Below are 21225 nucleotides of genomic sequence, written 5' to 3'. Positions count from 1 at the left end.
GACACTCGAGAAATCAAGCTCAAGGCTCGCATTTTCTTCTCTCCCCCTACTCACCGCGATTGCCTGCTCAAGAAAGCTCACCTTCACGATGCCTAAACCGCCCTGACGGTTGCTATACAAATCCCACGAGTCACTTTCTCCCCCCGTTCCCCCTGCTCCCCAACGGTCGGCGTTCCCTTGCGTAGGCGGCCCCCTAGGGGTCCGACCGCTGCTCACATCCACCGGAATGCGCGGTTATTCAACCGGATTTGAGATTAGCTCTCGGCTTGCAGCCCTTCCAAAGAAGTATTTAATACCGAAGCCGGAACGGCGACTTCTTCCACTTCTGGTAGTTTTTCGAGGGTTAAATTCGATGTATTCGCCCCAGATAAGCGCTTGAGAAGTTTGGGTTTGGGTGCGTGGAGCAAATAAATCAAGCGATCGCCCGATTGCCACACCTCCGATGCCGGCACGATTTGTAGCTGCCGATCGCGCTCGAGCAATAAGGGTATCAAATCCCCCGATCGAATCAACGCCTGAAGATGAGCCTGTTGAAAGGCAAACCCCGCATTTCGCAACACCGTTTCCCCGAGCTTCACCTCTCCTTCTTCGAGGTGCTTGTTCCAAATTTTCAGGGGCACTTCTGGAATCAACGCTTGCTGCACCTGAGCCTTATTATTCGGAGCGGTTTTTTGGGGATCGCGGGGAAAGATCGCTAGAGTTCGAGGCGGTTTAAATTCTTCCATCGCCCGTTGTGCGAGCACCAAATTCACCTCGCCATTACTCGTCATCGTGACGAAGGTTCCCATAGAGGCGAGTCCGGCTTCTTCGAGAACGCTCGTATCGAGAGCGCTACTGCGATACACTTTCAGCCCTTCGGCTTCGGCTTTTTCGCAGGCATCGGGATCGGTATCGACGATCGCCACGAGTTCTCCACGCTCTTTAAACAAACGAGCAATCAGGCGGCTGAGGGGATTCGAACCGACAATTAAGGCTCCCGTTGCCGTGGTTGCATTAATCCCCAACCAACGGACGAGAGATTTTGCCGTCAACCCCTGCAAAAACACCGTGACGATAATCGTTAAAAATACCAACGCTTTGATGGAGTCTCCCCCGTTGATTCCGCGTTCGGTGAGTAAGATCGAAAACAAGGAGGCCACGGAAGCCGACACGATTCCCCGAGGGGAAATCCAACCCATAAACAGTTTTTGTCGCCAGTCGAGATTGCTATTCCAAGTGCAAATCCCCACATTAATCGGTCGGACGACGGTCATTAACACCAACACAGCCAACATGCTGCCCCAACCCAAGGCGACCAAACTGGCGATCGAAAGGTCTGCGGCCAGCAAAATAAACAGCACCGATACGGCCAAAATCGTCAGTTGACTTTTAAATCGGCGCAACAGCCGCTGTTCCGGTAGGGCAAAACTTCCCAGGACGATCCCCGACACCACCGCAGCCATCAATCCCGATTCGCTGCGAATTCCTTGGGCGAGAACGTACAATCCCAACAGTCCGGCCAACACCACCAGGTTCTTCAGGTCTTCCGACAGAAAATTGGATCGTCGCAGAAACGTGCCCAGCAACCAGCCTCCCGCTGCCCCGATGACCGCACCTACTCCCAATCGCAGGGTCAAGCCCAGCATCACCCGCCAGGGGTCGGCATCGCCATTGAGGATCACGTCGAGGACTAAAACCGCCAGAATTGCCCCCACCGGATCGATAATCACCCCCTCACCTTCAAGGAGAGTGGCGACTTGACGATCGACCTGAACGTGCTTGAGGAGGGGGGTAATCACCGTCGGACCGGTCACGACGACCAGCGAGGCATAGAGAAAGGCGATCGACCAGGGAAATTCCCCCAGCCAGTGGGCGGCCATTCCACCGCCGAGCAAAGTAATTAAAGTCCCAACGGTCACCAAGTTCCGCAAACTGCCAGACACGCGATCGAGATCCCGCAGTTCGAGGGTCAGTCCTCCCTCAAATAGAATCAAGGCAACGGAGAGGGAAACAATCACCTCCAAACCTTCTCCCAGAAGACTCGGGTGCAGTAAATCCAAACCGTCCGCCCCAAGACCGATGCCAAATAGTAAGAGAAAAACAATTCCCGGAACTTTAAAGTAATCCGCAAGAACTTGAGCGCCGATCCCCGCCACGATCGTCAGGGATATGAGAAGAGTAATATCAAAGGTGGAATTCATAAGCTCGAGGAGTGACGGGCAACTTGCAAGCGCCCCAACCCATCATTTGCACGGTAGGATGACTTTCCCAGGTCGAGGGATAAAAACAAACCCAGCTTTTCCAAACTGCAACTCTCACAACCGATCTTATTCGTCTCTAATGTTAAAGATAAATTGAAAAAATATTTCAGCGTTCGAAGGTTTTTTGAGTTGGGCTTTGAGCTTCGATCGCTCCAGGCGACCGCAAGCATTTTCCCTGCTAGATTGTTGCTCCGGCTGAGTGCAGATGGGGAAACCTGGCTCGAATTTAAAAGCGATCGACGCTGGAAGTATAAACCGGTTCGACGCGAATGGCCAGAACGCTTGAAGGTCGGACGACCATATACTCGCCTTGAATATTTTTGATGGGAACGTTCACAAATTCTGTCGATGCGGCCTTGGGCTTAATTTCTTTGGCGTACCAGTTTTGAAAGTCTTGGATGGTGGGGAACTTGACCTCTTCTCGATGTCCTCCGCTCAGCATCAGGTGTACGGCATATTCACTCGGCTTTGGCATAGGGTACTCTTCCACTCCTCAGGTATTGCAATTCGTTGGGCGAGGTCAAAAAGTTGGGTTGGCCTCGCACCAAAATACTTCCTCAACCTAGGATAACAGACTGAATCGCTGTAACATGGTTTCGAGGGTTGCCGGTAAGGTTTGACTCAGTTCCTCGGCATTTTGAAAGTCTAACTGTTGATAACTCGGCAAATCGAACGGAAAATTCCCCGAGAGATCGTCCCGCTTCATTTGGGTCAACAAAATTTGCTCCGTTCGTTTGCTTTGCAGAGCATAGCCGATTTCAACACAAACGTTCGGACTGGGGATAAGTTGCGGTGTTTCCCCCGGAATTTGGGCAACAGGAGTAGCATCGGCGATAAAGATCAGACTTTTGCGGATTTTACGCAAGATGCGGTTGTTGAGGCGCAGGGGAGCCTCTGAGGGACGCTGGGATTCTTCGAGGGTCAGGGGAAGGCGCGATCGAGCGTTCAGGGTTTTGAGATATTCCGTTAGCTGGGTTTTCAGGGCTTCTCGCGAGGGATCGTACTCGGTTTGGTAGCACCAGAAGATCGTCGGTTCGAGGTGAGCCATCACTTCTTGCTTGGTAAAGTAAATCTCGTGAGAACTCAGATCGATATTAGAAATGGCGTATCCACCACTCCCCTCAATATAAAATTCCACGATTTCGCCATCGAGGTATCGCCGGAACCATTCAGAATTTTTGATGGTTTCGCTTTCTTCTAAAAAGTCTGCTCTCAAACCGGATTTGAGCAGGCTGTTTTTACTCAATCGCAAATCGTGGGGGCGCTTTTCGAGTTCTCGTAAGGGTTCGTAATGCTCGAGATGCCAAGCTTTCAGGGAGATGATGGACATAGTAACATCGGGCGCGGCGCGCGCCGGTCGGGAGGTGAGAGAAAATGGGAATGATTAAAGACAAGTCCCCTCCGCTTTGGAGAGACTCTTTGGATGAGTTAAATCGGACTCACAATTGTCCGTTGTCAATTATCCGTTGTCAATTGCTTGTTTTTTTACCCGACTCCACGATCGCTCGAGGCTAAGCGTCGAGGACGACACCCACAGAACCCCCACGAACCCCATCAACCGTCGAGATCAATTCCGATTCGGTGTAGGGTTTGGTCAGGTAAGCACTCGCCCCCAGTTCGGTAGCAATTTGCCGGTATTTATCGCTCGTATGAGAGGTTAAAACGACGATCGGGCGATGGGAGAGTTGCGGATCGTGGCGGCAGTGGTTCAAGAATTCCAGACCGTTCATGCGGGGCATTTCCACATCGCACAGCACCAGTTCGACTTCGGGATGGCGTTGGAGTCGATCGAGGGCATCTCGACCGTCGATGGCTTCGAGAACCCGATAACCTTGTTTTTCTAAGGTGCCTCGCAGGGAGTCTCGTAAGGTTTGCGAGTCGTCCACCACCAGAATAAAGCTCGTCGGTGCGGCTAGAGCCGGCGGTGGAGAGATAGGCGGGCGATCGGGTAACGTGCGAGAATCGGGAACCGTCGGACGGGGCAGCGGTTTGACTTGGGAATCGAGAGATTCCTGAAGGATCGCCGCGCCGTCGATGGCTAAGGTCAAACTGCCGTCGCTGAGGATACTGCAACCGTAGACGTAACTCGGAGGAGCGATCGCACTGCCTAGAGGGCGAATCACCAATTCCTGTTCCCCTAAAATCTGGTCGACTTCCAATCCCATGCGCTGCCGATCTCGACGCAATAGCAAAACCGGCGCGGTGGTTTCCCGAGTCAGGAACAAGTCCGACTTATCGGGATCGACGATCGGTTCGGCCACGGAGGAGGTGTAGTGCATCAAATCGGCGAGTTGGCGCACGGGAACCATTAGCTTGCGATCGCCGCTTTCGAGGTGCAGAACCCGTTGATTTTTCAAGACGGTAATCCGATCGCTCTGGGGTAGGAGAATCTTTTCAATGGCATCGAGGAGGAGGGCGTAAATTGACCCGCCAGCTTGGACGACCATTAATTTGGAGATGGTTAAAGTCAAGGGAATTTGCATGGCAAAGGTGGTTCCTTGCTGGGGTTTGGACTGGACGACGATTTCGCCGTCAAGGCTGTGGAGTTGGGAACGCACCACATCCAAACCGATGCCCCGGCCGGAAATTTCGCTGACAGTTTGCGCGGTGGAGAATCCAGGCTCGAAAATCACTTCGAGAAGATCTTCGATTTTGAGACGATTGGCTTCGTCTGGGGTGAGAAATTTCCCTTCAATGGCACGGCGGCGAATCCATTCGATATTCAATCCCCGACCGTCGTCGCGAACTTCGATAATCGTGTACGTTCCCCGTTCGTAAGCGCGAATTTCGATGGTTCCCGTTTCCGGCTTGCCCTGTTGGCGACGTTCTTCAGGGAGTTCGATGCCGTGATCGAAGGCATTGCGAATCAGGTGGAGCAAGGGATCGTAAAGCTTGTTGGCAATTTCGCGATCGAGCAGGAGTTCGGCCCCGGAGAACTTCAAGCGTACGGATTTTTTTTGCACCCGGGAGAGTTGCTGCACCATCATGGGAAAGCGCTCTAGGATCTCGCCGATGGGCAACATCCGCACGCTCACCAGATCGTCTTGCATCACCGAGAGTAGCTGTTGTTGCTTCTGGGTGACCCGCCCCGATTCTTTGAGGAGAAAGTCGAGGGTTTCGGTGGTCGTTTCGAGTTGGGCGGCTTCGGAGGAAATGGCGTGTAAGATCGCCCTGAGCTCGGTGTAATCTTCAATATCGAGGAACTCGAAATCTCCCAGGCTGATGCCCAGGGGGAAAGCGCGATCGAAGGCGGAACGTTTGCCGATCGATTGACGCTCGATCGCCCCTTGAACTTGTTCGGACCAGTTGAGGAGTTGTTCGATGGTTTCTTGGTGGCGCTTGAGTTGGGAACTCATCGATCGCGTGGCGCGCTTGAGCTTTTTCTGGTCGAGGGTGTGGCGATTTTGCCCGATGAGCAGTTCCCCCAGTCCGTGGTTGAGGCGCTCGATGCCTCGCAGGTCGACACTGACGAAATGACGGCCGCGATCGCTTTTGGGATGGGGTTTGATTTCTTCGGGAGTCTCGGCGATCGTATCGGCTTGAATCACGGTTCGAGTGGCTTCTAATGCATCCGGTTCTCGAGGACGAGATTGGGGTTCTCGTTCTAAGATGGCAACCCGATCGGGATGGATCGCGATCGCCGATTCGGATTCTTCGAAGGTGGTCTCCCAAGTCTCTTGGGTCGGGGTTTCCGCTTCGAGTCCCGAGTTTCCCCACACCTCTTCGAGGAGAAATTCCGTGGCGTCTTCCGTGTCGGGTTCCTGGGAAAGCTTCTGCAAGTGGGGCAAATCGAGCCAGTTTTTTTCGCGGGGAGTGACGGGGGGATGTTTTTTGTAGGCGGCGGCAATTCGCTTCATGTGCTTGCGAACCACGGTAATGGGGGGAATATTTTGGTATTGGGCAGCGTGGCGCACCAGGGGAGTGTAGTGGAATTTGGCAATCGCCAAGGCTGTCGAAAACAGGCTCCACTGCCGGTACAGACACAGGCTAGGGCTATCGCTCTCCGAAGCGATAAACTCGGAAAAACGATAGACCCAATTTTTGACGTACCCGAGAATTTGGGCGGTAATCTCTCGATGTTTCAGGTCTGCGGGTTCGAGTTTGGGAACGGCCATCTCCAGGCTAAATTGTTCGGGTTCGATGCCGCGATCGTACTCGAACCAACGGGCGATCTCCGGAACCGCTCGCATGAAAAAGTCTCGAACGGACCGTTTGGCCGGTCCGTTGTTGTAGCGATCGCTCTGGAGAAATCGATCGAATTGACCCAGTTCTCGCGCGAAGGGAGTCTCTTGCGGTGTTGGGGATTTTGTGGAGGATACCGAGGGTCCCCCCGCCAATTGAACTAAGGTTGCTGACGGTTCGCCCCCAGACTGGCGATCTCCCCCCAGGACTTGCTGTTGACCGCGACTCATATCTTTGAGCGCCACTTGCCCGATTTCCACCGCTCGATCGGGATTTGCCGCCAGGGCCGCGAGGGTGGTTTGAGCGATTTCCCCCCATCCGGGTAAATTTAACGATTCCGCCAACCCGACGAAGACTTCCCCTTGGGTTTGCAATTGGGCGGCAATCTTCTGGGGATTCTCGGTCTGAAGAACCCCGCGCAGTTCGTCGAGTCGTTGCTGCACCCCCATTTCAAAAATCGACTGGGCGATATCGAACCCCAACTCCGCGGAGGAGGGAATATACTCTTGCTGACCGAAGTCTTCCCCGAGTTTCTCTTTGAGACCGGTAAAAATTGCCGTTGCCCGCTCTAAAATTTCCGTTTCGTCGATGTCGGTATCCGATCGATGCCCCATAAACAGGAGACGCAGGCATTCGTAGCCCCCAAAGAGCAACTCTTCGAGTTCGGGATCGATCTTAATGCGATCGTTGTAAAGGGCTTTAAAGGCATCTTCGAGGGTATGAGCGACCTTTTTCATCGTGTCGTACCCCACGTTCGCCGCTGCCCCCTTCAGGGTATGGGTCGCCCGCATCAACTCGTGGATGTTTTGCAGCCGGTTGCCTTGATGCAGACCCAATAACCCTTGCTCGATGGTCTGCAAGAGTTCTTGGGCTTCGCTCGAAAAATAGTCGTAGCTGCGATCGCGCTCCTCTCGTACCATTATTCCCGATCCACCTTGAATCGCTCCGCACTCGTTTGCAGTTCTCGGGCCGCGCTGAGGGCTTCTTTGAAGGAGGCGGAAATCTCCATGGAACTGTCGGAGGTGGTGCGGGAAATGGCAGCGATTTCGCGCATCAACTCGGTCACCGCTTGGGCTTGTTGCGTTTGCTGTTGGGTGGCTTGAGTAATGCCACCGACCAGCTCGCTAATTTTGCCGGTAGCTTCGACCATGTCGTTGAGGGTTTGCCAGGTTTCCCCCACTAAATTGGTACCGGCAACGACTCGCTGGTTCGCCACTTCCATCGCCCCTTTCACCGCACGGGTTTCGAGTTGAATTTCCTGCACCAGTTTCTCAATTTCCGTGGTGGCGTCGGAGGATTGTTGGGCGAGCGATCGAACTTCGTCGGCCACCACCGCAAATCCCCGACCGTATTCCCCGGCTCGGGTGGCTTCGATGGAGGCGTTCATCGCCAACAGGCGGGTTTGGGTGGCGAAGTTATTAATCAAACTCACCACCTTGGCAATGCTCTCGGAAGATTTATTCAATCGCTTGATGCGTTTGGCCGCTTCGCCGACGGTTTTGCGAATCGCCATGATTCCCTCGACAGTGCGATTCATGGCTTTATCCCCGGCATCGAGGGTTTGGTTGGCTTGAGAGATAGCCGATTCCACTTGGTGGGCGTTGGCGGCCGTAGACTGGTTGAAGCTGAGCATTGCCTGAATCTGGTTCAGGGCGCGATCGATTTCTTCTGCTTGGGTTTGCGAAGCCTGGGCCAGTTCCATCAGGGAGGCATCGCTACTGCCGGAGGTCTCCATCACTTTCCCCGCCGAGGCTTGCACTTGGATGACGATCTTGCGCAAACTTTGGATGGTGTTGTTGTACATATCCGCCAGGGTGCCGATTTCGTCTTCGGTAATCGGCGCGCGGACGGTCAAGTCCCCATCGAGGGCGGGTCGCACCGCCATCAACAGCTGTACCGCCCGCTGTTGGAGCATCGCTTGGGCGGCTTTGGCGCTATCGGCAGCGGATGTGAGCTGCTCGGACTGGGTTTTGAGTTGTTCGAGGTACTCGGCTTGTTGGAGGGCGACGGTGAACTGGGCGGCAATTTGTTGGATGAATTCAATTTCCGATTCTTCCCACTCTCTCGGACCGCTACATTGGTGAACGCACAGCAGTCCCCAGAGTTCGGTGCCTTTGAGCAGGGGGACGATGAGATTGGCGCGCACGTCGAAATCCGAGAGGACTTTGATGTGACACTCGCTCAGCTCGGCGTTGTAGATGTCGGCGACGGCTTGGATGCGACCTTCGACATATTTGTCGGCGTACTGTTCCCCGAAGCAGTGGTCGTGGATCTTAGCCGCCACCGCAGACGGGAAGCCGCTTTGCACGTCTTCGGCAACGAATTCTCCGTCGTCGTAGCCGGAGTCGGGATAAAACCGGAACACCCCCACCCGATCGGCTTCCACCAAACGTCGCACTTCTCGCACGGTGACGCTGAAGAGGTTATCGAGATCGAGGGATTGGCGAATGCGATCGATAATGGTGAAGATGGCTCGATCGCGCTCGGCCTTGCGGGCAATTTCCTCGGATTGGGCTTGCAATCGATCGACGTACTGCACCTGTTGGAGGGCAGAGGTGAGCTGGGCGGCAATGCGCTTGACGATGTCGATTTCTTCGTCTTGCCACGGTCTGGGTCCGCTGCACTGGTGAACGCAGAGCAATCCCCACAACTGTTTGCCTTGGAGCATGGGCACGATTAAATTGGCTCGCACGCTAAAGTCCGAGAGGACTTTGATGTGGCAGTCGCTCAGCTCGGCGTCATAGATATCGGCGACGGCTTGAACGCGACCTTCGACATATTTATCGGCGTACTGTTCCCCAAAGCAATGGTCGTGGATTTTAGCCGCCACGGCAGAGGGGAAACCAGCTTGCACGTCTTCGGCGACGAATTCCCCATCGTCGTACCCGGAGTTGGGATAAAACTGGAAAACACCAACCCGATCGGCTTCTAGCAGCCGTCGCAAATCTCGGGTGACCACATCAAAGGCAATTTGGATGTCGGAGGTTTTGAGAATGCGCTCGACGATGGCACTAATCGCCCGATCTCGTTCGGCGACTTCCACCACTTTTTCCGATTGTTGCCGCACCTGTTCGAGGGCTTCGGCTTGCTGGAGGGCGACGGAAAACTGTTCGGCAATCCGCTTGGTAAATTCGATTTCTTCCTCTTGCCACAGTCTGGGACCGCTGCACTGGTGGACGGCGATCATTCCCCACAAGGTTCCCCGTTTCATCAAGGGGACGATGAGGTTAGCGCGGATGTCGAACCGTTCGAGCAGTTCGAGATGGCAGTTGGTCAGTTCTGCCTCCCGAATATCGGCGATCGCTTGAATCCGACCTTGGGTGTACTGGGAAACGTAATCGTCGGCAAAGCAGGTATCGTGCATTTTCATCCCCACCACAGACGGGTAGGCGGTGCTGCTATCGTCGGCGATGTATTCTCCGTCTTGGTATCCCGAGGCGACATCGAAGCGGTAGACCCCCACCCGATCGGCGTTGAGGGCGCGCCGGACTTCGCGCACGGTGGATCGAAATAGGGTATCGAGGTCGAGGGATTGGCGGATGCGCTCGATGGTTTTATCGACGGTACGATCGGATAAGGCTTTTTGTTGCAGTCGTTCGTTGAAGTCGTCGCTTTGCAGTTTGGCGCCCAGATACGCACTCAAACGCTCCAACAACACCATCTCGATTTCTTGCCACTGGCGGGGCCGGCGGCACTGGTGGACGACGATCGCCCCCCAGAGGCGATCGGTCATTTGAATCGGAACGCTGAGACTGGCTTGGACTTGGAATCGATCGAAGAGTTGTCGTTGGTAAGGGGTGGGATTCGTTCGATTGGTATCGTCGATGGCTGCCACGGGGCGATCGAGATATTCTTCAGGTCGCTCGATACCGAAGAAGATCGCCGGGAGGGTTTCACCGAAGGTGGGGGTCCAACCGCGACCCAAGGCTTCGGCGATGGATTCGGCATTTTGCGAGGCGCGCTCGCCCCACCGCCCCAATTCTAGAGGGGATTTAGCTTGGAAGCGATAGATCGAGACCCGGTCGGCTTCCAGGGTGACTCGCACTTGAGTGGCGGCCAGGTTGAGTAAGTCTTCGGGGGTGGTGACTCGATTTAAGTCGCCGGCCATTTCCAGCCAATTTTGTCGCAGGGCGCGCAGTTGAGCGGAGACCGATGGATCTTCGGGTTGGCTCCCACGGGTATTAAATGCCTGTTGCACGCTCAGGGCATACTTTTCTACGACTAAGCCAAATTTTTGGATGCGCAGGAGTTGTTCGGGGATTTTGCCTTTGTCGGTGAGGGTGTGGCGTGCGAGTTCCTCTTTGAGTTCGGTAAACGCATCGAGAAATTCGGAGATATTGGGTTTCTCGGGCAACGATATTCGATCGATGTCCGGACGGGGTGGGGGACTTTCCTCCATCCTGGCGCGATCGAAGCTTGAGTTGGACGATCGATACAAGCTTGTCATATACCGTTGACCTCTTAAAACCTAGAATGCCGAAGTTGGGGATGGACTCGCGCGTCTTGACGATGTGGGGTTAGGAGACGAGACTGCGCCATTGAGGGACCTGGAAAATAGCCGGGACATCCACGACCATCGAAATTTCATTCCCCTCTTCGATGAAAAACCCTTCCATGAAGGGCAAAATCTGAGGGGAGAATAACTGACGATCTCGGGGGTGGATTTGTGAGAGATCGTACTGTTGGATATCCATTACTTGGGACATTACCATGCCCATTGTCTTTTCTTCAAATTGAAGAACGACCACCATCGCACTTTCCCCAGACCCGCGTCCGTAGCCTAGGGGGGGAAATCCGAGCAAATCACCCAAGTCAACCAGCCACAGCATTTCTCCGCGCCAGTTGTGAACGCCCAAGACGTAACCGGGCATTTGGGGCACGGGCAAGATACCGCGCAGGTTAATCGTGGTAATTTCGACGATTCGATCGACTCCGATCAGGGTCGTATCCTGAGTTCCCAGTTGCAGTTGCAGAAACTTGGCAACGCGAACGGTGGAACCGAGAGAACTTTCGGCAGCAGCAGGGGTAGAACGAACGAATCCATCGCTCGTTCCTTGAATTGATAAACCAGACATCAGTTTTTTGACTAGACCTTCATTAGTCGCTGGACGGTCTGTAGAAATTCGGAGCGATCGACGGGCTTGGGAATGTAGGCATTCGCTCCGAGCATATCTCCCCACATTTTATCGACGTCTGTGTTTTTGGTCGAGCAAATCACCACGGGAATTTGGCTGGTTTGCGGATTGGTTTTGAGTTCGCGACACAGCTCAAATCCGCTCTGTCCGGGTAAAATCACATCTAACACAATTAAATCGGGTCGGTGGTGGAGCAGCTTGACTAATGCTTCTTCACTGCTGCCAACGTTAATTGCTGACAAACCCGCTTGCTTGAGATATTGATTGATTCTTTCGCGATCGGTAATGCCATCTTCAACGACTAATACAGTATTCATCGTAACAACCCGCAGATAGGAATGGACGCTCTCAAAAAACGAGAGTTCGATCGCTGTGAAGAAATGTTATGGAATTCGATCGAATTTAACGATTTATCTTTTTCTAGTCTAGCAAACCATGAGTTGAAGTACCAATATGTTCGATCGAGGAGATCGGCTCGATGTCGGGAACTCGAGTGCTCATTTGTGTCGCCCTCGTTTCTATCTTTTCACGTCGGAGTTGTTGCAATCGTATCGAAGGCTTCACCTCAATTAAGTGGGGGTTCCCTTAACTTTTTCGATCTCGAACCGCAACGTATTTCTTCACCGCGCGTAAAATTTTCTTCGATTCGATGGGTTTAGATAGAAACGCGGAAGCTTTTACCACTTTCGCTCGCATTCGATCGAGCATCCCATCATTACTCGTGAGGATAATAATGGGCATTTTATCGAAAGCCGAGATCCGACGAAGTTGCGTGCAAACTTCGTAGCCGTTGGCGACAGGCATAACTAAATCGAGAAACAGTAGATCGGGTTTTTTCTCTAGCAGGGACGGTATTGCTTGTAGGGGGTCGGTAATCGTTAAGGCTCGATATCCACCCTGAGTGACGATTTTCTCCACGAGTTGACAATTTTGGGCGCTATCGTCAACACAGGCAATTAAAGGGCGAGGATCTGCTATTTCTTGGATGGGAACGGTCGATGCGTCTTGGGATTGGGGTTTTGCCGGACGGGGGATATCTGGAACCTCGGCTAGTTCGATCCATTTTTTTTGCACGTAGGGCATCAAAGACTGTAGCAAGCGGTTGGGGGATTGCCCGGTTATCGTCGCCAGTTCTCGAAGGGTGTAAGTACCGTTGAGTCTCTGAGATAGGTTTTGATATAACTTGGGAGATACGCGCTGTTGAAGGGCTTGTCGATCGACTAATACAGGCGCTAAGTTGGGAGATAGGTGTGCCAACCCGTCCTGCTTCCAGGTCAACCAAGCTTGCTGAGCCAACTTGTAGATCGACTTGAGGTTGATGACCGTTGGCGGCATTCTCAACATTTTCAACGTATTTTGCTCGCGTTCGGTATACGTCAGCCCCCCTCGATTTTCCTCGAGTAAGAGATCTCCAAGCACCTCGCGGGCGATATCGTGGGTAATTTTGACCGAGATTTCCTTTTCGAGGCGACCGCGTTTTTCGAGTACCCACAGCACCTGATAACACCAACATTGAATGCGATCGGAGTCGCGAATGCTGAGGGTCTCAAATACGATATTCGGACAATATTTTTCTAAATGTCTTCGCAGTTGCCGGACAGAGTGAACTGTATCGATCGCCCAAACCAAACGACCGACACAAAAGTATAAGTCCCATCTTCGACCGCTTTGAGTTTTTATTTCTAAACGACCGGTAAATTTATTTTGGTTCTGGTAAATCAGTTTTTGCACCAGGGAGTTCAGTTTCGGCGTCTCTTTTGTTTGTGTTGTCATAGGGATTCGATTGGAGATTTTACGAGAGAGCAACCCAGAAAAAATGCATCTATATGGAGTAATTAAGGTCCGATAACATTCATCAAACTAGATCGAAACTTTTTATTCTCTTCTACAAAAATTTATAAATACCCAGTTGAGTCCAATAAAAATATTATTTTTGTCAATTTTAGGAAAATTTTTTAGCAAGATTTCACATTTTGACTGGCTGAATTTTCGCCAAACTACCGTCATTATATTTTGTCCTATCGGTGAGTGACAACACTAGCGTTCGATCTCAAGGTCCAGTTCGTGTCACTTTTGGTCCATCTACCCTCTGTAAACTGAGAATACTCGCACATGAGTCCCCTAGCGCCGTGGTTGAACCGGCAAATATTCTGACATCAAAGACACAGATAAATTGAGGCAGCTCGTACTTGTGTCATCACTCTTAGAAATCGATGACTGAATCGAGAAATATACGATCGCTCATCATCAATCCTCGAAACTCTCAAGACAAACATTATCGGGGAGATAGTTTTTTAGATATCGATTCATCCGTCTGCTTAGAGTGAGGTCAGTTATCCGATCGTGGCAGTTTTTCGTCATGGAATTTCGAGCTTTGGATCATTGGATGACAAGGACCTGCATTTCCACGAATTTCGATCGTAAATCTAGCGGTTGCTATTCTCGATCTGCTTCTCAGTCAATCACTCACTCAACCCGACTCGCTTCTATATCGATCGACATCGGAAATAATTTTTCCATTTTATCCGCTACTTGCAAGAGATAACCCATCGTTATGAATCGAGCGTGTATATCTCCAAGAGAGATTTCCATAAATAAAAAATAAAATCAACCTCTAGATATCAGTCATATATTTCCGAGTTATTTACCCCGAAAACCTGAATCTCGAACTTGTTCCACGAGAGATGTAATCCCCCTAGCAACAGCGATCGCTGTTGCCGCAAAACCCATGGGAGTCAACCCACGATCGCAATTGTCCTCGGTGTGAGTTCATCTTGCAGCGAAAGTGAGTCGAATTTGCCCGAGAATTTAGTTCGAGGTTTGGAAAATTATGCCTGGGGTAGCGACGATATTATCCCCCTCAATCGACAATCACTTAATTTTGCCAATAGAGGCGATCGGGGAGGGGAAAATGCTCGATGAGGATGCGAACTCTCCCACAAAATCGGGTCTGTTCGGGATCCGATCGGCGCACTCCACTGAGTCAGAACCATTAGCGAAGTTAGTCTCCGTAAATATACGAACGTCGACCGTAAAAATCAACGACCCGAACTATCTGTAAAGCGAAGGATATCGGTTCTGCAAAATGTGGCGTACCTGCGGATTTGAAGAATTCGTTATGGAAATCGCCCCAACCCAAAAACTCTTTTAGAGTGAAGATAATCAATCGTCCTACACAGCAGAGTTTGTGGAGATTTTATGGCCTTACAAAACTTCGGTCTGATCGGTTTAGCCGTTATGGGCGAAAATCTAGCCCTTAATGTCGAGCGCAACGGCTTTTCGATCTCAGTCTACAACCGCACGCCGACCAAAACTGAGGCATTTATGGCCGATCGGGCCAAGGGAAAAAACGTCAAACCGACCTTTAGTTTGGAAGAGTTTGTCGGTTCCCTAGAACGTCCCCGGAAACTGTTAGTGATGGTGAAAGCTGGGAACCCCGTCGATGCAACGATCGACCAGCTTAAACCCTTACTCGAACCCGGCGATATGATTATCGATGGGGGGAACTCCCTCTACGAAGATACCGATCGACGAGTAGCCGATTTAGAAGGTATGGGACTGCGCTTCATTGGCATGGGAGTTAGCGGTGGCGAAGAGGGAGCGCTTAACGGCCCGAGCATGATGCCGGGGGGCACGCAAGAAGCTTACCAAGAAATCGAGCCGATCGTTACCAAAATTGCCGCCCAAGTGGATGATGGCCCCTGCGTCACCTACATCGGACCCAAAGGTGCGGGACATTACGTCAAAATGGTGCACAACGGCATCGAATACGGCGATATGCAGTTGATTGCCGAAGCCTACGACTTGCTTAAAAACGTCGCTGGATTAAGTAACGATCGCCTCCAGGAAGTCTTTGCCGAGTGGAACGCCACCGACGAACTCAACTCCTTCTTAATTGACATTACCGCCAATATCTTCAAGAAAAAGGACGACATGGGGGATGGCTTCCTCGTGGATAAAATCCTCGATGCAGCCGGTCAAAAAGGAACCGGACGCTGGACGGTGGTCAGTTCCCTGGAACTGGGGGTTCCCATTCCCACCATCGGTGCTGCGGTGACGGCGCGCATCATGTCTTCCTATAAAGCGGAACGCATCGCTGCATCGCAACAGCTTTCCGGACCGAGTGGCAAATTCGATGGCGGCGATGTGGATGCCTTCATCAACAAAGTGCGCGATGCCCTCTACTGCTCGAAAATGTGTTCCTACGCCCAAGGCATGGCATTGATGGGCAAAGCTTCTGACGAGTTTGGCTACAATCTCAACCTTGGGGAAATTGCCCGGATTTGGAAAGGCGGCTGCATTATCAAAGCGGGATTCCTCGGTAAAATCAAACACGCCTACGACGAGAATCCCAACCTCGCCAATCTGTTACTGGCCCCCGAATTCAAACAAACGATTCTCGATCGCCAAGGGGCATGGCGCGAAGTCCTCTCCATGGCGAATACCTTGGGCGTTCCCGTCCCGGCTTTCAGTGCATCTCTCGACTACTTCGACAGCTATCGGCGGGCGATTCTCCCCCAAAACCTCACCCAAGCCCAGCGCGACTACTTCGGCGCGCACACGTACGAACGGCTGGATAAAACCCGGGGTGAATTCTTCCACGCTGAGTGGTTTTAGGATGCTAGAGCGGATATCTCGAATCGGATGCCGCGTTTAGGTCTCTATCTTCAATGGTGTAATTCCTCGGTGAGGGGTTAGACCGATTTTCAAACATCGCAGCCGGCATTCTGAAGCTGGCTGCGATTCTTCGATCGCAACTGCTAGTGCGGTTAGGACAACACCGGACAATTGTGTCATTTGGCCGAGGTCTTCCCCGGTCGCCCCCGAAGCGCTCGTTGCCCCAAACCGATGTTGAAATCGGCTTTTCCCATTCCCAATTCCCAATTCCCAATTCCCCCGACTCGTCACGAAAAGGGCGCGAACTGCGAGAAATACAAGTCGCGACCGCTATATCGAAACGTTAAGTGGCGATAGTTTTCGTCCGCCTCAAGAGTAAAATGAGATCGTCAAAATTCGACCCAATCGTTCGATAAATCCTGACTTCTGGCAATTTTCCCGGTAATTTCCCCGTGGATGCACCGCATCTTGGAGGGCAGGCTTTATCCGGTCTATCTCGATCGAGACAAACGTTTTTTCGTTTGACAGTAGGGAATCGAGAGCAAGCGAGCGAGTCAATATTGAGTCAAGATAAGATTGAAAATTGTCGATCGCAATGGCAACTCAACCGACTGATTATATTCTCTTCGTTCACGGGGTTAACGTCCGAGAGTCCCCCATCAACGAGCGACAAAAAAGTTATCGTTATGCCGATCGATTATTCGGGTTAATCCAAAAAGAACTTCCCACTCACAATTTACGCAAAGTCCCGCTCTATTGGGCGAATGTGAGTGATGAGGTATTGCAGGATTTTAAACCTTGGATTAACCGGGCCCCGGCGTGGAAAAAGTTTTGGTTTAAAGACTTTCGCTCGCGACAACTGATGCAGTTTATCGGTGATGCGGCACTGTATATCAGCCGGCACGTCGGTTCGGAGGCGGTTATCCAACTCCAAGAACAAGCGTTTGAATGCTTGCAGGGATATCAACCCAACGATCGATTACATCTAGTCACCCACAGTTGGGGAACGGTGGTGTTGTTCGATATGCTATTTGCCAGTCGCTGGGATGAGACAGAAATTTCTGGCTATAAAAGCATCGCTAAAATTCGCCGCAATATCTTCGGCGTTCCCCCCAATTCACCCGAAGGCATTCGCTTGGCGAGCATTCATACTATGGGGTCTCCCATTGCCCTCTTTAGCTTGATTACGATCGTCGGCAAAACCAATGCGGGTAGTTCTCACGATATCAGTCCCCGCCTGGAACAACTGTTGAAAAATGTTTGCCAAGATGGGTTCAAATTGCCTTGGCGCAACTTCATCCATCCCGGCGATCCCATCGGTCTTCCCCTCGAAGAAGTGATTCCTCAACTCGTCGATCGCGGCGAGCAATATATCGACATCGAGGATGTCCTAACATCGGGTTCGGGTCTGTTGGAATGGTTGGCAAAACCGGTTAAATCCACCTTCCTGGCACTGATTAACGGTGGTAACGCTCACGGCAGTTACTGGGAAAGCGAACAAGTCGCCCGGACGATCGCCCGGACGATTTTGCAAACTTAGGGATCTGCGGGAAAATAATATACCAATCGTAGGGGGAATGCGGCCGTTAACCCCTACAGCAAGTCGTTGGCAAGCTGGTGTCTTATTTTTTAAGTCTCTTAGGAGAACCTCCGTTATCAAGTGGGGGAGAAGAAGTGAGTGGCGTTGAGGGTGGCTGAATCTACGCCACTTAAAATCGCTAGATCTTCTCCGGTGAGGGTGACTTCGATGAGGGTATCGAGATTGCCGTTGGTGGGGGAAATGGTTAAATCGCCAAAGGTTAAACCCCCAGAAATGCGAATGAGATCCTCTGTTGTGGTGAAATCGACGATCGTGTCGGTTCCGTCTCCTTCGACGAAGCCAAAAATGTCAGCGCCGTCTCCACCGATGAGGACGTCGTTTCCCAGACCCCCCACTAAGGTGTCGTCTCCAGCCTCGCCAAGTAGCAAATCGTTGCCGTCATTACCTCGAAGTCGATCGTTGCCGCTACCGCCGGAAACATTGTCGCTGCCAACCCCTCCAGTAAATAAATCGTCTCCCCCTCCCATGTCGACGACAGAGTTGGCATAGAGTCCCCGCAGGTGAATGCGATCGTCTCCATCTTCAGAATCTTCGGCGCCGGGTTCGTCTCCTTTGATGTTGATAAAGAAGCTGGGATCGTTCATCCTCACCGAGATGCGATCGTCCCCCAAACCCCCGGTAATTTTGCCATCGGAACGGGGTGAGGTTTCGGGGTTCTCGTCGTTATCCCAATCGGCGGCAAAAATGACGTGAATGCGATCGTCTCCATCGCCGCCATGTGCGCCGTTAACGCCATCTCGATCGCGAATGAAGTCGTTGCCGCCACTGCCGAAGAGGCGATCGAGAAAACCCAGTCCGCCTCGAAGAGTGTCGTCACCCCCCAAACCGGCGATAAAGTCGTTTCCCTGTTTGCCTCGAATGACATCATCGTCTATGGTTCCTTCGAGAACGTTATTATTTGAATCTCCAGTCAGAACTGCCACAGTCGTCACTACTCCAGAATCTAAGGTTTGCTCTTCGATCGAATGTTCGATCGTCTGTCTTAATGTCAGATAATAGAATGGGTTTTCGTTCCGATCGAACTGAACATTTGTCAAAAAATGAAGATACTCCATTGGACGTTCGGGACCCAAACATGATGCGATCGCTCGCATTTTTCCCATTCCACACGCGCTGTATTTCCTCACAACTATGACGTGACTGGAGTTTAGACAAAATCTCGATCTAACCGGCTACAAGCCTTACGGGGTAAGCGTTTTATTTTTTCGATCGTTCCCTCACTCGTTCAACTCTCAAATCGTCTCGGGATAAGGGTTTGAGCGTTTGAGCGATTAAATTTTTCTAAACTCCAATGACGTGAGTTGCACGGATTTATTCAGATTCAAATTCAAATATTGAGTTCTAATTGAGTTTGAATGTTTGAGAAGCTAGATGTTGAGAAGCTAGAAAAGATTGCCAGGAATTTTTACCAACTCGATCGCAAAATACAAAGGATTTCCATCAGCAACTTTACGATCGATCTTCAATTCAGCCAATCCAACTTTGCACCCTTGTAAAGTACATCTGTAAAGTACATCGATGGAGCCAAAACAACCAAATTTAAGAATTGATGTTTTTTAGATAAAAAGCATCTTTTTTCGAGATGGAGCAATATCCCCATTTTGCCTGGATTTTTTACTTGGGAAAACACCAACTCGAGAGAATATCAATTTGCGCTTTAACTTAGAATGAGAGTTCGATCGGAAATTGGACGATCGGGTTACACCCTGCTACTCGAGACTCCTCTATCTTTTGCCTGGGAGATGAAACTCGAGCTTTCTGTTAACCCCTAAACTGCAATCAATTTCTTGATGAAGATGCACTGATCTGTTAACCCTTATAGAAGGCTACATCGGACTTTTTAGAGTCTGACAGAAGATATTAGGGGATTGTATTAAAGCGCTTTTTTTGTCAAATATATAAAGTATTCTATCTCCGTTAATTTTCGTTGTCAATCCATGCAACGAAGGTTAACGCAGTCGGAGAGTTATCGATCGAAACTCAGTGAAAATATGGGGCGCGCTCTCACTGAGAATCGCACCGATCGAAGAGGGATGAGAAATCGCGCGATCGTTCTCATCCAGGTGGGTTATAACTTGATGTGTTGCAAGTCTTTGCGAGGGTCGACGGTGCGGCTGTCGCGAATTTTCTGATAGTATTCTCGTTCCGCAGCACTGGGAGATTTAGGGGGAACGATGGTCAGCCGAACTAATTGATCGCTGCGTCCGCCATTTTTCGGTTGAGGCCAACCTTTCCCGCGCAATCGCAGGGACTGACCGGATTTCACCCCAGCCGGAACGTTCACCGTGACCGTGCCATCGGGGGTCGGAACGTCGATTTTTGCCCCCAACACCGCTTCATCGGGAGCAATGGGAACGTCACAGACCAGGTTATCCCCTTCAAATTGGAAAAAAGCGTGGGATTGCAGTTCCACGTTCAGGTACAAATCCCCTTGCCGTCCGTAGCCATCCCGCTTACCTTTCCCTTTAACTCGCACTCGGCTGCCGGACTTCGCACCGGCAGGAATGCGCACGTCAATGGTTTCGCTACCCAAATTCAGACGCTTGCGAACGCCGTGAAAGGCTTCCGAAAAGGTAAGGGAGAGGGTCGCTTCGCGATCGAGTGATGTCCCCGATGCTGCAGAGGTACTCTTCTTTTTGGTGTTTCTCGCCGTACCGTTAGCGTAGCTGGCGAAATCATCGTAGCCGCCAAACCCGCCAAACCCACTACCACTTTGACCGTTCGTCGAATAAGACCAGCGATTTCGCGTACTGTTATTGGTTTGCCGCGTTCCGAAATTCCCCAGCAACTCGTTGATAAATTCTTCAAAGTTGTCGTACTGGCTGAAGTCGAAGTTGCCGACATCCGTACCTGCGCGACCTCCGGGACTTCTACCCGCGCTGCTGGCTTGCTTCCAATATTGACCGAAACGATCGTATTTGTTGCGCTTGTCCGCATCGGAAAGAACTTCGTAGGCTTCGCTAACTTCTTTAAACTTCGACTCGGCTTGCTGGTTGCCAGGATTCATATCGGGGTGATACTTGCGCGCGAGTTTGCGAAAGGCTTTTTTGATGTCCGCCTCGCTAGCACTCTTACTCACTCCCAGAATCGTGTAATAGTCTTTAAAGTCAGTTGCAGCCATGAACGTTTTTGTCCTGCGGGTTACTACAAGTTAGTTTAGGATTTTTCTTCGGATTTCTTCAAAGTTATAAAAGTTATAGCAGTTCGCGAGCTTTGTCGTTATAACTCAGGGTCAACGGCCGTTGACTCCTACTGATTCGGAAACAGGGCAAGGGATCGGAGGGAATAGAAAAAGCCTGCTTCATCGATCGTGTCAATAAACGGCTCGCGCAGCGCTATGACGCTAACTTAGTTATAGAGTAGCCCAGAGGAGAGCAAACGTGGGTTCGGTTCTTGCCTCTGGCTGTAATGGCAATAGCCGTACCTGGGGTGGAATTCGGAGTTGAGAATT

At 51.5% G+C, this 21225-nt stretch carries 12 protein-coding genes; 2 read left to right on the top strand and 10 right to left on the bottom strand.

Translation table 11 applies throughout. The features are described from left to right. Positions 1-254 precede the first annotated feature (254 nt). The 8 genes from AC2215_RS16465 to AC2215_RS16430 form a co-directional block, all read right to left on the bottom strand. Positions 255-2180 carry a cation:proton antiporter gene (locus tag AC2215_RS16465; protein WP_486811079.1) on the bottom strand — a complete coding sequence of 642 codons (1926 nt, stop codon included), beginning with the start codon at positions 2178-2180 and terminating at the stop codon, positions 255-257. 286 nt (positions 2181-2466) lie between these two features. After that, positions 2467-2715 (bottom strand): hypothetical protein, encoded by a 249-nt coding sequence (locus AC2215_RS16460; RefSeq protein ID WP_486811078.1) that lies wholly within the window; start codon positions 2713-2715, stop codon positions 2467-2469. 87 nt (positions 2716-2802) lie between these two features. Then, the gene (locus AC2215_RS16455; RefSeq protein ID WP_486811077.1) at positions 2803-3570 is read right to left on the bottom strand and encodes a hypothetical protein; all 768 of its coding nucleotides are present in this window, start codon (positions 3568-3570) and stop codon (positions 2803-2805) included. A 181-nt stretch (positions 3571-3751) separates the two neighbouring features. Next, on the bottom strand, positions 3752-7342 hold the full coding sequence (locus AC2215_RS16450; RefSeq protein ID WP_486811076.1) for a hybrid sensor histidine kinase/response regulator: 3591 nt from the start codon (positions 7340-7342) through the stop codon (positions 3752-3754). Beyond that, positions 7342-10869, bottom strand: coding sequence for a GAF domain-containing protein (locus AC2215_RS16445; RefSeq protein ID WP_486811075.1), 3528 nt, complete (start codon positions 10867-10869; stop codon positions 7342-7344). The genes AC2215_RS16450 and AC2215_RS16445 overlap by 1 nt, the downstream gene beginning before the upstream one ends. A gap of 70 nt (positions 10870-10939) precedes the next feature. Continuing rightward, positions 10940-11497, bottom strand: coding sequence for a chemotaxis protein CheW (locus tag AC2215_RS16440; protein ID WP_486811074.1), 558 nt, complete (start codon positions 11495-11497; stop codon positions 10940-10942). Between the two features lie 11 nt (positions 11498-11508). Beyond that, a complete protein-coding gene (locus AC2215_RS16435; RefSeq protein ID WP_486811073.1) occupies positions 11509-11874 on the bottom strand; it encodes a response regulator transcription factor in 366 nt (121 codons plus the stop codon). A 268-nt stretch (positions 11875-12142) separates the two neighbouring features. Next, positions 12143-13330 (bottom strand): response regulator, encoded by a 1188-nt coding sequence (locus AC2215_RS16430; protein WP_486811072.1) that lies wholly within the window; start codon positions 13328-13330, stop codon positions 12143-12145. A gap of 1425 nt (positions 13331-14755) precedes the next feature. On the opposite strand from AC2215_RS16430, the gene gnd reads away from it, so the two are divergent. Both gnd and AC2215_RS16420 read left to right on the top strand, forming a co-directional pair. Then, positions 14756-16174 (top strand): decarboxylating NADP(+)-dependent phosphogluconate dehydrogenase, encoded by a 1419-nt coding sequence (gene gnd / locus AC2215_RS16425; protein ID WP_486811071.1) that lies wholly within the window; start codon positions 14756-14758, stop codon positions 16172-16174. Positions 16175-16769: 595 nt separating this feature from the next. Continuing rightward, on the top strand, positions 16770-17714 hold the full coding sequence (locus AC2215_RS16420; RefSeq protein ID WP_486811070.1) for a hypothetical protein: 945 nt from the start codon (positions 16770-16772) through the stop codon (positions 17712-17714). Positions 17715-17830: 116 nt separating this feature from the next. Here AC2215_RS16420 and AC2215_RS16415 read toward each other — a convergent pair whose 3' ends face one another. Then, positions 17831-18829 carry a calcium-binding protein gene (locus tag AC2215_RS16415; RefSeq protein ID WP_486811069.1) on the bottom strand — a complete coding sequence of 333 codons (999 nt, stop codon included), beginning with the start codon at positions 18827-18829 and terminating at the stop codon, positions 17831-17833. 1013 nt (positions 18830-19842) lie between these two features. Then, on the bottom strand, positions 19843-20895 hold the full coding sequence (locus AC2215_RS16410; RefSeq protein ID WP_486811068.1) for a DnaJ C-terminal domain-containing protein: 1053 nt from the start codon (positions 20893-20895) through the stop codon (positions 19843-19845). Positions 20896-21225 lie beyond the last annotated feature (330 nt).

The organism is Zarconia sp. (genome assembly GCF_057467645.1).
Note: the sequence above shows the minus strand (reverse complement) of the source record. Positions and strands in the feature narration are given on the sequence as shown.

Bases quoted from the DNA above. Each gene is read 5' to 3' on its own strand.
- gnd (WP_486811071.1), top strand. From the start codon at position 14,756: ATGGCCTTACAAAACTTCGGTCTGATCGGTTTAGCCGTTATGGGCGAA.
- AC2215_RS16410 (WP_486811068.1), bottom strand. From the start codon at position 20,895: ATGGCTGCAACTGACTTTAAAGACTATTACACGATTCTGGGAGTGAGT.
- AC2215_RS16430 (WP_486811072.1), bottom strand. From the start codon at position 13,330: ATGACAACACAAACAAAAGAGACGCCGAAACTGAACTCCCTGGTGCAA.
- AC2215_RS16455 (WP_486811077.1), bottom strand. From the start codon at position 3,570: ATGTCCATCATCTCCCTGAAAGCTTGGCATCTCGAGCATTACGAACCC.
- AC2215_RS16420 (WP_486811070.1), top strand. From the start codon at position 16,770: ATGGCAACTCAACCGACTGATTATATTCTCTTCGTTCACGGGGTTAAC.
- AC2215_RS16450 (WP_486811076.1), bottom strand. From the start codon at position 7,342: ATGGTACGAGAGGAGCGCGATCGCAGCTACGACTATTTTTCGAGCGAA.
- AC2215_RS16440 (WP_486811074.1), bottom strand. From the start codon at position 11,497: ATGTCTGGTTTATCAATTCAAGGAACGAGCGATGGATTCGTTCGTTCT.
- AC2215_RS16435 (WP_486811073.1), bottom strand. From the start codon at position 11,874: ATGAATACTGTATTAGTCGTTGAAGATGGCATTACCGATCGCGAAAGA.
- AC2215_RS16415 (WP_486811069.1), bottom strand. From the start codon at position 18,829: ATGGAGTATCTTCATTTTTTGACAAATGTTCAGTTCGATCGGAACGAA.
- AC2215_RS16445 (WP_486811075.1), bottom strand. From the start codon at position 10,869: ATGACAAGCTTGTATCGATCGTCCAACTCAAGCTTCGATCGCGCCAGG.
- AC2215_RS16460 (WP_486811078.1), bottom strand. From the start codon at position 2,715: ATGCCAAAGCCGAGTGAATATGCCGTACACCTGATGCTGAGCGGAGGA.
- AC2215_RS16465 (WP_486811079.1), bottom strand. From the start codon at position 2,180: ATGAATTCCACCTTTGATATTACTCTTCTCATATCCCTGACGATCGTG.